The sequence below is a fragment of the Rhodococcus sp. DMF-1 genome, from assembly GCF_021441945.1.
GTDB classification, from domain to species: Bacteria; Actinomycetota; Actinomycetes; order Mycobacteriales; family Mycobacteriaceae; genus Rhodococcus; species Rhodococcus ruber.
This window is the reverse complement of record NZ_CP090442.1, coordinates 3,270,674-3,282,757: the sequence shown is the minus strand read 5'-3', so window position 1 is coordinate 3,282,757 and position 12,084 is coordinate 3,270,674. Positions and strand designations below refer to the sequence as shown.

The window sequence follows — 12,084 nt, the reverse complement described above, 5'->3', positions numbered from 1 at the left end:
GCTGCGGAGTGGAACCGACCCAGTCTCCATGCGCATTCGGGGTGAGCAGATACCATTCGCCCGCAGGACATTGCAGGACGTTGTTGAAGAGATCACTCAGAGCGACTCCGATGTGTGGCGGGTCGTTATTACCCCAAACTTGCATCACATCTACTTGTTGCGGCAGGATGAGTCGCTCGTCCGCCTTTACACCTCAGCTGACCTCCTGCTTCCCGACGGATGGCCAGTTGCTTGGATGCTCTCCCGAGCGTCAGGAATGAGTGTCGACCGCATAGCGGGATCGGATCTGCTGGAGGTCATTCTTGAAACTGGCGGGGAGGGTAGGCCCCTTGTCCTCGTCGGAGGCGTGGACCGCGATGCCCTGTCAGCTGTAGCGGACAGGGCACGTCGCTCGTCGTGGAAGGTCTTCGAAGAACCCGCACCTCGTTCCGAAGTCGATGATCCACGATCGAGAAAAGCTCTGGTTGCTCGTGTGGCTTCAAGCGGGTCTGGTGGCCTCGTAGTGCTCGGCTTGGGTGCACCGAAGCAGGAGCGTATCGCGCACGAAATTCGAGGAGAATGCGGCGCGGGACAAATCCTTTGTCTTGGAATGGCAATCAATTTCAGTGCCGGAAGAATTCGTAGATCCCCGGTATGGATGCAGCGAGCCGGAATGGAATGGGTGCACCGAATCATTACCGAACCGGGGCGTCTGCTGCCTCGGTACGCCCGTGATGCCACGGCATTTATTCCCACCTTCGTTGAGAACATGGGGCTCAAGAAGTGAATAATGACGCTACCTCGAGATTCGTTTCTCATGGGCATGCATCCATCCCACCGTCCTCACGGTCCGGCGTCTATACCCCCAAATCTGTTCACATCTATTGGATATCTGAAGTCGTTTCCCGGTGCCGGGGTGCTGCGTAATGGCTACTCGTGAAAGTGCCCTAGATGCAGCGACTCCCTCAGGTTCGGGGAGGCCCCAATGTGATCGCAAGGTCGTTCTGCAGGTTGGTCCCGCGCCTGGAACCTCCGGAGGCATCGCAGCCGTAATCGAAGAAACGATGAAGTTCGATTCACCATTTTTCGAGCAACGGCTTTGCCCGTCATGGCTACCGAACGGCAAGTTCTCCTCCTTCCCAACTGCAACTCGTGCCGCAATCAAAATGTGTCGGAGTGTGGGGCGGTGGAACATCGCTCATGTTCATCTGAGTGAGTACGGAAGTTTCATCCGAGAGGGGTCTTTGCTCTTGCTCGCGAAACTTCTGCGCAAGCCGGCTGTGGTGACGCTCCACGGTGCTGATCTGACTCGCCACGTGGCGAAGTATCCAGTACTTACCCGGTACGTACTGAACTCGGCTGATCTTGTCCTCTGTCTGGGTAAGAATCATGCATACGTCGTTCAAGCGATCGCAGGAACTCCAACTCAGATCATCGCTAATCCGCTCGGCCCAGAGTCATTTCCGTCCGATTCTGACACACCGCCGCGGGTAACTACGTCGCCGACCTTTCTCTTCGCGGGAGAAGTAGGGGCAAGAAAGGGTCATGATCGATTGATCGAGGCGTGGCCAACTGTCCAGTCTCGATTCCCAGACGCAAGGCTGCGCATCGCCGGCCCGGTGGCGGACGGATACTCGCAGTCCGCCCGGTCCCGCGTCGACTACCTTGGAAACCTGAGCAGAACGAGGTTGCAAGAGGAAATCGCGGCAGCAACGGCCATCGTACTTCCGAGTCGCGCAGAGGTACTTCCTATGGCTCTCATCGAATCGCATGCTCAAGGCACCCCTACTGTCTACACGAAGGTTGGGGAGTGGCAGGTGTTTCAAGATGCACCGGGTATAAGGCTCGTTGACGTTGACGCCAAGTCGGAGGAGGAGATCGTGGCGTCGTTGGCCGATGCGATGATCGATTGCGCTTCCGATCACCACGATTACAGCTCCGAGCTGACAGCCTGGACGAGAAGAACATTCTCCACCGATGTGGTGGCTGCACAGCTGGACAAAGCGTATCACCGAGTCTTGAGCAAGCGTGCCGATCAGGCTGGCCGATTGACCAAGTCGCAGACGAACAAGGCAGCGAAGCTACCGGTGACCGATCCGCAGAACTGGATCGCCGAGGCAACGGAGAATCAGTGAAGAGAATCGGCATCCTGACGCGCCATGTATACCCCAACTACGGTTCGCTTCTCCAATGTCGTGCACTCGAGGGTGCACTGGCTTCGCTCGGTGCTGCACCTCATGTCATCGACTACTTTCCTCATACGGACCGACCACTCAGGTTGGCGGCATCCCGCCTCAGGGAGTCCCGAGTGCGAAGCTCCGCCGCAAAAAGTGCCGTCTATCTGGCAGTTCAGACGCCCAACATGGCGACGATGAGTCTTCGGTTCCGGAAATTTCAGCGTCGGTATCTGACGCTTACCCCGACCTGTGAAGACGAGACGGGTGTCCTGAGCCTTTCGGACGACGTTGACCTCGTGCTGACAGGGAGCGACCAGGTTTGGAACTCGGTCCATGGACAACTGGACCCTGTGTACTTCCTGGATGGTCAGAAGCCTGACAAGAAGCACAGTTACGCAGCGAGTTTCGGTTCGAACGCGCCGTCCTGGGCGGATGCCCATCGCGTGGCCTCATGGCTTGAGGACTTCACTTCGGTATCTGTTCGAGAGCGTTCGGCACAGGCTGCTCTGGAGGCAATGGGAATACCCTCTCGCGTCGATGTCGATCCGGTGCTTCTTCATGGCAGAGAATATTGGACCGAATTTTCGAGTTCTTACCCGCCGGTGGGGAGTCGGTACATCCTTGTCTACCAGCTTCACAACACGCCTGGCTTCAAGGAGAAGCTGGCGGCAATTCGAAGGCGTCACAACCTACCGGTCCGTCGGGTCACACCCGACGCCAAGATGCTGATGGAGAATCGCGCATCCGACTACCTAGTTGACCCGGCGAAGTTCGTTGCCCTCTTCCGGGACGCCTCCTACGTCGTCACGGACTCATTTCACGGGACGGCGTTCTCGCTAGCCTTCGGAAGGCCGCTCTATGCATTGCTGCCCCAGAGCAACTCGACACGCAACGAAGACCTCCTGGCGTCCGTCGGTCTAACGCGGCTTGCGTCGGCCCTCGACGACGTTCCGGTGGAAGACCCACATTATGACGCCGATGACATTGCAGCACAATTGCTTACGCACTCCGGTGATTCGTGGTCTCATCTTCGAGAACTGGTGAGGACGGGTGGACGCCCATGAGCCACACTCTCGGGGCCACCACGACTGGGCGCGTCGGACAATCACGCCCGATACTAGTCGTTGACTATGTCCAGTTGGCACTATTTGCCGCATACGCGTTCAGCTACGCCCTCTACATAGCAGGACTCCTTCCAGGAGCGGTGTACTATCTGTGTCTTGCTGCACTGGTCTTGTTTGCCATGCTTCGGGTCGTGGGACTGATGCTCAAGGCGCGGCCTGGATCGGCACTCATCTTCGGATGGTCGGCGGCCGCGCTGGCATCCGCGTCCGGTGTCCTCGTCCTGTTGTCGGTGATCAACGAGATCGTCGAACACGGAGATTTCACTTTCACTAGCTTCGGAGCCGTTGGGTACATCCTTGTACCGACCGTCATCGCAGTGTGCGTCGCCAACACCGTTTCGCTGCGTCTGGCTGACGTGTATATGACCCTCTTGCTGGCGCGTTACGTGGTCTATTTCCTCGTTTCAGGTGAGTTCAGTCTGGCCGCCCTCAGTGCGATCAGTTGGTCGGCCTCTACGTCGCCGTTCGAGTCGTCGTTCTCGCACGACATGTTGGTGTTGGTGATGTACTTCGTTGTCCGCCAGAAGGCGGTGCGGAGCGGAGCGTCGACCTTCTTCACAATGATTGCCTTGAAGCGTGCAGCCTTTATCTCTGCCCCACTGTTTTGGGTGTTCCGTCGTTGGATCCGGAAAGACGCACCGCCTAGGCGGCGTGCTCTTGTTGCGCTCCTCGTAGCCGGAGCAGCCAGTCCGTTCATCGTGCAGGCGGCGTACTCCGCAGAATTCTCACGCTCGTTCTACAACTACTTCGGTATCGATTTCGATGATTTCACCAGCGGCCGGGTCTCTATATACAGACTCGCAGTACACTGTGCCGATTCGTCCCAGGCGTTCGGATCCCTCAACGAGTGTCTCGCCGACACTGCTCTGCGGGTGAGCGGAACATCCTGGAACAGTCTTCTCCATAACGACACTCTACGTGTGTACATGGAGGTGGGGATTCTCGGCGTCGCGGTCTATCTCGGTGCTCTCGTGTTTGTCGGCAGGACAAGTCGTCCCGCGTTCATTCTCATGACGTACACGTTCTTCGTGCTGATCACTTCGAGGTTGATCACGCATACGAGCTACTGGATCGTGCTGTTCATCGCGATCGCGCTGCTCGATCTGCACTACTCCACGAGGCGTTCACTGGTCCCGGACGAGAGCCGTACTGCCAGTGACGTTGTTGAGAGCCAAGGAACTGACAGGGGTACGGAGTGAATTGCGCTACCGGGAGAATTGGCATTCTCACACTCACTCAGTCGGAGAACTACGGGACGGTGTTGCAGGCATACGCAACCTACCAACTGTTCGCCACTGCAGACGCAAGGGGCAGTTATTCCCTCGTCCCGACGGACGTCGGACACGTTAGAAGGCGGCGTCTCGCGTCGGTGCTCAATCCCAAGAATCCGAGTTTCGGTCTCACCAGAGCGCGGAACTTCGCGTCCATGCGTCAATTCGTGAGTCCGTACACGCACAAGCCGGTTGGGAAGCGGTGGATAGACATTAGCGACCGTAACGGGACGCTCGACTACCTCGACTCCCAGTTCGACGGATTCGTGACAGGATCCGACGAGGTCTGGAATCTGGCATTTCTCGGTGACAAGAGCATTTATTACGCCCCCGAATCTCTCGGTCGGGTTCGAGCAAGTTTCGCGACTTCAGCCAACAGGCTCGACATCTCGGGGCTTTCGGCGGAGAGTCGAGAGATCCTCCGGCGTTCACTCGCGTCGTACACTTACATTTCCGTGCGGGACGCAAATACGTACTCCTTCGTCCAGGAACTGCTGGGTGAGTCCGTAGGGATCGACGAAATCCTAGATCCGACGCTCATTCATGGGCTACCGGAGTTCGTTGTTCCCTACTGCGCGGCTTCTCGAAGCGGTCGGAAGAAGATCTTGCTGATGGTGCGCGACCGAACGGTAGGCGAAGGCCTGATTTCGAGTCTTAGCGGCTCGGTGGACATCGACACGGTGTTCATTCGGTATCCCGGTGCCCGATTCCTTCAGTTGGACCCCGTCCAGTTCGCAGGTGCCTTCGGCCAGTACGACTGCGTGGTCACCGACTTCTTCCACGGAACCTGTATGAGTACGCTGAGCCAGGTTCCATTTATCAGCTTCGACAGCGAGTGCCTCTACTCGAAGTACGAGAGCAAGATCAAGAATCTCCTCGTCAAGCTCGGACTACAGGACCGCTACGTGGATCTGACCGAGGCGGGCACTGCCGGCGATCACCGCGTACTGCTCGCCGCAGTCGAGAAGATGATCGCCGAACCGCCGGCCTGGACTGCGCAATCGGCTTTGGACCGCGAACGGGACCACGGTCTTGCCGTCTTGGCCCGGATCAAGGAAGCAGTCGGAGAAGGTCTTGCCGACGCCCGATAAGACCAGGGGAGTCGCTCGACGCTCCCTCATCTACGCCGTAGCTTCCATTCTGCAGAAGCTCTCGTCGCTGATCCTTCTGCCGGTCTACACACGACTTCTCACCCCTGAGGAGTACGGGTACTTCAATCTCATCGTCACCCTCTTATTGCTTGGGGGAGCGATCGCGTCGCTGGGTATGGAGTACGCGGTGGTGCGATTCTGCCACCCGTCCTTCGAGGCCGAGGACGGTGTGGACGGCTCGGGTACGGCGCTCCACCGAAGCCAAGCCAAGTTCTATACGGCCGCCTACGCGACGGTGCTGTCCGCCGCGGTGGCCCTCACCGTGGTTCTGACACTATCCGGACCCTTGTACTCGCCCTTGGTGTTTCCCGAATTCGATTTTTACCCGGTCATACTGGTGGCGTTGGCGTCGTTGCTCTTCCAGCCGTTGACCACTGTGTATCTAGCACTGCTGCAAGCACGATCGATGGCCAGGTCCTTCGGTCTCTATTCGCTGGCGCTGTTCGTTTCCAATGGTGCACTAACCGTCCTTTTCCTAGGACCACTGAAACTCGGGCTTTTGGGTGTGGCGCTGGCGTTGGTGGTAGCCAATGGGTCCTTTGCGCTTATCGGAACAGTCCGAGCAATGAGGATGGGCATGCTGTGGGTACGCTTCGAGCAAGCGGATGCTCGTCGTCTGCTCGCATACGCGCTGCCCATGCTTCCTCATACACTTACCCTGCAGGCGACTTCACTGGCCACGAGAGTGATCATCTCGCACCTTATCAGCGTTGCGGCCGCTGGCTTGTTCAACATCGCGATGTATGCGGTGAACTTCATCGACGCGATTCAGACGGCGTTCCACCGGGCCTTTCTATCGTGGTACTTCACACAAGTGGATGGGAAACCTCCCGGCTGGCAGAGCCGTGTACGCGGCGTGATCGCCACGTTTGTGGGGGCCTCCGTAGTCATCTCGTCCTCGGTAGCACTCTTCGCATCCGAGCTCCTGAGGTTGATGACACCGGAGAGTTTTCACGCCGCGGCCAGTATCGTCCCACTACTTTCACTCAGCATGATGGTGAAGTCGATCTACTATCCGTCGTTGTCCTCCCTGCTTTACCACGAAAAGGGCACACGTGCGGTCTTGATTATCTCGGGCACATCGAGCGTCATCTCGATCCCATTGGCTGTACTGGGTGCAGCCCAGTTCGGCCTGATGGGTGTGGCCGCGGCTCAACTGGTGCAACGCATCATGATGAGCGCAATGGCAGTCTGGTCGTCCAGACGACTGGACACCCCGGGAATCCCCTGGTCCCGCGTAGCGAGGTTGCAGTCCGGTGGCCTCGTCGCGGTGTGCTTCGTGATGGTGGGCGACCATGAGTCTTGGTGGGGCCTGGAATTCTGGTCGGTTCTGTTCGTCAAAGTTCTCGTTTGGATAGTCCTTGTCGCTTACCTACTCGTTTGCGACCCCAATCTCGTCAAGGCAGCAAGGAGCGTGATTCGTCGTGAGTCTGAAGAAAAGGCTGAAGTCCGTTGACTCGCTACGGCAGTTCGTGAAGCGGATCAAGATCCATCGGGAGTATTTCTACGATGCCCGGTTCATGTCCAGTCACCTCTTGGACGGTGGGCGTGCATCGAGTCATGAACAGTACCGAATAATGTTACGAGTTCATTCCCTGGAGAAGGGAATGGCATACCGCACCCCCAGGTCTTTCGGTGCCGCTAAAGCACTCGCGCTTGTCCACATGCTTGAGAACGCCAGCGCGGAGACTCGGACGTCGACCGCGTATCGGATGGGGGAATCCGTCCTGCGGGCATGGATTGACTTTCACTCCGATCGCGATGACAGAAATCAGGACGCGTACGAGACGGTTGACCGGTTCCTGGACAGTGCCAATGACCCGGACGTGGAATGGTGCGAAGCCGGTGTGAAGACCATCTCGGAGCGAGACCCGGAAGCTTGGAAGGAGATTCCGTTCGACGAGTTCGTTGCCTCACGCCACTCGACACGGCGCTACACAAACAGCAAGGTTGCGGATGAGGTCCTCGACGAGGCTGTACATCTGGCAATGTTGTCTCCCTCGGCATGCAATCGCCAGATGGTCCGATTGCATGTGATCGACGACCCTCAGGGCAAGCGGTTGCTCTACGACACTCTGCACGGTACCGGTGGCGTCGACTACGAGAATTGCCGAATCGGTTTGATCACCTATGATTCTCGCAGTTTGGAGTTCTACGGAGAGAGAAACCAGGGTTATCTCAACGCCGGGTTGTTCGCGATGACGTTGGTGTACGCGCTTCATTGGAAGGGGGTGGGGGCGTGCCTGTTGCAGTTCGGAAACACTGCTGCAGAGGAACGAGCCCTGATCCGAAACCTGGGCATCCCAGATTACGAACGAGCTGCCGTGGGAATTTCCCTCGGCTACCTCGAACCCTGCGACGTCGTCCCCGCTAGCGTTCGGCGGAATGTCACCGAGGTGTTGAGACGCGACGCATCGGACCGTGTCGCCATTGGTGCGCCGGACGAGGTCACCGCGGCCCGCACGTAGGCCGACTGACAGACGCATCGAACATGTCGGTGAACAGTCTTCCCGTTCTACGACATGGTTGGGCGGAAGATGGGGAATCGGGTCATCGACGGCTCGACGAACGGATTTGGGCGTCTGCAAACGCTGCGCGGCTGGTTCTTCGAACGATTTGGTGAACGTGAGCCGTCCGGCCTCGAGGTCGGCTGAAGGACTTCGAGATGTTCGGGCTCGAGGAGCGGAACCTCGCCGGCTTCGAGTTTGCGATCTTGTCCGCATCGATGTCGGTGCCGAGCACCCTGTGCCCGAGTCCGGCCATGCAGACCGCGCGTATGGCTCGGGGTAGCCGGTTCGGAAATAGCACAACGCATGGGAGATTCATACATCTCCGGATGACCATGCCCCATACCTGTGGCCATAGCCGAAGGAGAACGTCACGTGTACATCTCTAGCTACCCGATTCTGTCATGAGCCACCCGGGCGCGGTGCCTCATGATCCAGCCACGCTTCGAGCAGGGAAGGTGAGACCGCCAGTACCGGCCGAGACCGCAGGTAATAGGTACGAACACATCGACGGGATGCGAGCATTCGCTGTTCTCCTCGTCATCGTGGGGCACGCCGGACTCGGCCACATTGTCCCTGGGGGCGCTGGTGTCACAGTGTTCTTCACGATTTCCGGTTTCATCATCACGACTCTTCTGCTGAAGGAGTGGCAGAGGACAAGAAGTTTCGACATCAAGGCGTTCTACGTGCGTCGAGCGGTGAAGTTGGTTCCTCCGCTCCTCCTCGCTGTTGCTGTTCCCACACTGATTTACGCGGCGTTCGGTGGAACGATCAGTTTGAACGCTTTCGCGGGTCAATTGCTCTTTTACTTCAACTTGCTGGATGCCGACAAGTCAGGAGTACTTCCAGGCTCCGGAGTCGTGTGGAGTCTTTCGATCGAGGAACAGTTCTATATCGTCTTTGCAATATTGTGGTTGTGGATGGTGAAGAGCCCTCGGGCGATTCCATGGTTGACTGCTTCGGCGATCGGAGTCGTTGGAGCCAGTACAGCGGCTCGGGTTCTTCTCGTCGATCCGGGAAACCAACAGATCGCTGATCGCATCTACTATGGCTCCGATACGCGTGCCGACAGTCTTGCCTGGGGCATCTTGGTCGCCATTCTTCTGTTCGGTTGGCAATTCGGTGGGGGAAAGCCAGGCCGTCTGCAGAGATCAAGCGGCCGCGCAACTGCACTCGCAGCAGCGGTCATGGTTTTCCTGGTCAGTTTGGCGATTAGGGACGACTGGTATCGGCAGACGATTCGGTACTCGCTCCAAAGCATCGCGACGTGCGTAGTGCTCCTCTACGGATTTACGGCTCCCGACGGAAGAGCGCGGGACCTCTTTACTGCTTTCTGCCGAAATCGGGTCGTCAAGATGATCGGTCTCGCAAGCTACAGCGTCTATTTGGTTCACCTTAGTCTGATCATGTGGGCCCAGAATTATACCGATGATCATCCATTGATCGTACGAGTGTTGATTCACTCAACGCTTGGCGTTGGCGTAGGCGTATTGATGTACCGATGGATCGAAATCCCTGCCCGGCGAGCTTACGAGGCGGTCCGGGATCGTCGGGCTGAAAGGGAGGTTCAGCAGCGCGCGTGAGAGTGGTCTTGATCGTCGAGAAATCGCGGGTGTTAGGCTGTAACGGCGCTCTTGTCCAGTGCGATTTCCTCGCGGCCGTTAGGGTTGAAGCTCATCGCATCGTATGCAGCGTGAGATCAGGGGTGCACGATCGTCAGTCCGGACATCTTCCATGCTCTAGTTTTCATGTGCTCACTGTTCGCCGCGTCCGCATGGTGCCTGGCACGTCCGAATGTTCTGTCGAGCACGGCTGTTGCGGTGGCGTCCTTCCTGTGGCTCGCGCTGAGCGGTCCCCTCGAAGGCCGGGTGCTGTACGTGTTCAATCCTGGCCACGGCCTGACCGAGTCCGACCTTCTGTCCTTCGTCGGATTCGGTATCGCAGCATGGGGCTTCTGGGCGTCCCACCGCCGTTACAAGCGCGGTGGTCCGGGCCGGTGGCTGTAGGACGCCCAGTTGGCCTCAGCCGCAGGCCGGCACGTCGACGCTGAGTTCGGGCTCGTCGACGAGCGGTTGCATCGGGATGCGGGCTTCGCCCTCGACGACGGGTTCCGTCAGCTCGAAGACGATCTCGGCCGTCTCGCCGCGTGGAACCGGAAGCTGCACGCTGTAGACGGGGTGGCCGAGTTCCTTGCCGGTGAAGTTCATAGCCGGGCGGCCGTTCACAGTCACCTTGTCGAGCCTCGCGCCCTGGGTGGCGACCAGTGACAGATCGGTCAGGTTGGCGCCGAACGGGGCACCCACTGGGTTGTCGAACATGCCGGCCACGTAGTTTGTGAAGTCACCGGCAGGCAGGTCGTTGCTCAGCCGCACCGTGACCGTCGAGGTCCGGGTATCGCCGTCGCAGGAGCTGGCGGTGTACTCGATCTCGCGTCGCAGGTAGTAGTCCAGCTTGTTGCCGCCCAGGTTGTTGACGACCACGCCCGCGTACGGGGCCGAATCCTCGGGAACGGTGTGGCCGAGCGGTGTTCCCGCAAGAACGGCCTGCTCGTCCGGGTTGGCGCTCCACACCGCGAGTCGCCCTTCACTTGCCGCACGGCCGAGGGCTTCGAGCAGGGCCTGCGGCCGGCTGATGCTCCCCGTCATCTTCTGGACGACCGCCGACGCGACGGTTTCCAGATAGCGCTTGCGGGCGGCCTGATCGTCGCCGAATCGCGAGTACGCCGTGGATTCGGTCAGTTCGACGACGTTGTCGGCCGTGATCTTTTCTCCGCCGGGCAATGTCACCGGCCCGACCACCTCGAGGACGTAGCTGAGCGCCACCGGATCCGTCGCGACGGCCCCGTCGACGCGTTCGCCCGACTCCTGCTGCCAGATCGACTGCCAGATCTGTGCCGCGTACGGGAAGTGCGAGCTGACGTTGCTGTTGCGGAAGTCCACCGTCGGCCGGCTGTGCCCGTAGGTGCGGGCGAAGTCCGGCCCGAGATCGAGGGGCTGGTAGTTGGTGCGCAGTTCCCGGTTGCTCGCCAGGTCGTCGACCCGGACCGCGCCGTCCGCGGCGCGCACGATGCCGAACCCGCCGAGCAGGCCGCCTGTGCCTCGCGCCTCGGCGTTGGTCTGGAAGCCGATGAAGTAGCTGCGCGGCCCGTCGGCGCCCAGCATGGCCGGCGCGATTTCGGCCGCGAGGGAAGTGTTGTGGAGCAAACCGGACAATTCGCCTGTCTGGTCCTGCAATTGGGTGCGTGCGTCGTCGATCAGGCCCAGGTAGGTGCCGTCGATGTCCCGCGCCCGGGCGTCCAGCTCGGCGGCCGCGGCCGCGGTGGTCTCGAGGACCGGTGCTGCGTCACGCAGGGCAGCGAGGTTGATGCGGGCGCCGTCGAGAATCAGCTGATCGGGGGAGACGGCCGAGCCGGCGTCCACGGCGGGCACCAGAACGTCGGATGTGAGACCCGTCACAATGTCGCTCATCTGCTGGCTCGAGGCGAACGGGCTGCCGAGCCACGGGATCGCCGCGGCGATGCTCCACGGCAGCGAGCGGGTGGAGTCCTGCGCCTGCTTCGCGTACTTGTCGGCGTCGCCGGCGGTGCGCAGCGCCGTCTCGGTATCACCCGCCAGCAGGGCGCTTTTCGAGCTCGTCGCGTACTCCCGGGCCTGCTCGAGACTCGACTTGGCCTGCAGCCCTTCGTAAGCCAGCCAGACGCCCATCCCGACGACGACGACCGCTCCTGCGGTGCAACCGATCGCGACGTTCCGGCGCCTCCGGCGCTCCTGCGCGATCTGCTCGTCGGTCTTGCGCCGGCGCACCCTGCGTCGGCCTGGTTCCGGCGAAAGTGACTCGTCGGTAACATCGTTCACGCGGTCCTGCCCCCTTCGATT

At 59.6% G+C, this 12,084-nt stretch carries 10 protein-coding genes; 9 read left to right on the top strand and 1 reads right to left on the bottom strand.

The annotated features are described in order from the left end of the window. Positions 1–28: 28 nt before the first annotated feature. The 9 genes from LZP97_RS14855 to LZP97_RS14815 all read left to right on the top strand — a co-directional run bounded on the left by LZP97_RS14855 (position 29) and on the right by LZP97_RS14815 (position 10,215). Entirely contained in the window at positions 29–766 is a 738-nt protein-coding gene (locus LZP97_RS14855; protein WP_157179995.1) for a WecB/TagA/CpsF family glycosyltransferase, read from the top strand. 139 nt (positions 767–905) lie between these two features. Beyond that, positions 906–2,114, top strand: coding sequence for a glycosyltransferase family 4 protein (locus LZP97_RS14850; RefSeq protein WP_326491656.1), 1,209 nt, complete (start codon positions 906–908; stop codon positions 2,112–2,114). Next, entirely contained in the window at positions 2,111–3,220 is a 1,110-nt protein-coding gene (locus LZP97_RS14845) for a polysaccharide pyruvyl transferase family protein (RefSeq protein WP_010593293.1), read from the top strand. Before LZP97_RS14850 ends, LZP97_RS14845 begins: the two co-directional genes overlap by 4 nt. Beyond that, a complete protein-coding gene (locus tag LZP97_RS14840) occupies positions 3,217–4,479 on the top strand; it encodes a hypothetical protein (RefSeq protein WP_157179993.1) in 1,263 nt (420 codons plus the stop codon). The genes LZP97_RS14845 and LZP97_RS14840 overlap by 4 nt, the downstream gene beginning before the upstream one ends. Continuing rightward, on the top strand, positions 4,476–5,642 hold the full coding sequence (locus tag LZP97_RS14835; protein WP_083846941.1) for a polysaccharide pyruvyl transferase family protein: 1,167 nt from the start codon (positions 4,476–4,478) through the stop codon (positions 5,640–5,642). Before LZP97_RS14840 ends, LZP97_RS14835 begins: the two co-directional genes overlap by 4 nt. Beyond that, positions 5,626–7,158 carry a lipopolysaccharide biosynthesis protein gene (locus tag LZP97_RS14830; RefSeq protein WP_010593291.1) on the top strand — a complete coding sequence of 511 codons (1,533 nt, stop codon included), beginning with the start codon at positions 5,626–5,628 and terminating at the stop codon, positions 7,156–7,158. The genes LZP97_RS14835 and LZP97_RS14830 overlap by 17 nt, the downstream gene beginning before the upstream one ends. Further along, positions 7,127–8,170 carry a nitroreductase family protein gene (locus tag LZP97_RS14825; protein WP_157179991.1) on the top strand — a complete coding sequence of 348 codons (1,044 nt, stop codon included), beginning with the start codon at positions 7,127–7,129 and terminating at the stop codon, positions 8,168–8,170. Before LZP97_RS14830 ends, LZP97_RS14825 begins: the two co-directional genes overlap by 32 nt. A 443-nt stretch (positions 8,171–8,613) precedes the next feature. Then, positions 8,614–9,792 (top strand): acyltransferase family protein, encoded by a 1,179-nt coding sequence (locus LZP97_RS14820; protein ID WP_083846935.1) that lies wholly within the window; start codon positions 8,614–8,616, stop codon positions 9,790–9,792. A 237-nt stretch (positions 9,793–10,029) separates the two neighbouring features. Beyond that, positions 10,030–10,215 carry a hypothetical protein gene (locus tag LZP97_RS14815; RefSeq protein WP_102031441.1) on the top strand — a complete coding sequence of 62 codons (186 nt, stop codon included), beginning with the start codon at positions 10,030–10,032 and terminating at the stop codon, positions 10,213–10,215. Between the two features lie 15 nt (positions 10,216–10,230). Here the strand turns inward: LZP97_RS14815 and LZP97_RS14810 are convergent, their stop codons facing one another. Next, on the bottom strand, positions 10,231–12,012 hold the full coding sequence (locus LZP97_RS14810; protein ID WP_234574714.1) for a DUF4012 domain-containing protein: 1,782 nt from the start codon (positions 12,010–12,012) through the stop codon (positions 10,231–10,233). Between the last annotated feature and the right edge of the window lie 72 nt (positions 12,013–12,084).

Excerpts from the sequence above, each read along its gene's own strand:
- LZP97_RS14850 (WP_326491656.1), top strand. The coding sequence starts at position 906 with ATGGCTACTCGTGAAAGTGCCCTAGATGCAGCGACTCCCTCAGGTTCG.
- LZP97_RS14840 (WP_157179993.1), top strand. The coding sequence starts at position 3,217 with ATGAGCCACACTCTCGGGGCCACCACGACTGGGCGCGTCGGACAATCA.
- LZP97_RS14855 (WP_157179995.1), top strand. The coding sequence starts at position 29 with ATGCGCATTCGGGGTGAGCAGATACCATTCGCCCGCAGGACATTGCAG.
- LZP97_RS14820 (WP_083846935.1), top strand. The coding sequence starts at position 8,614 with ATGAGCCACCCGGGCGCGGTGCCTCATGATCCAGCCACGCTTCGAGCA.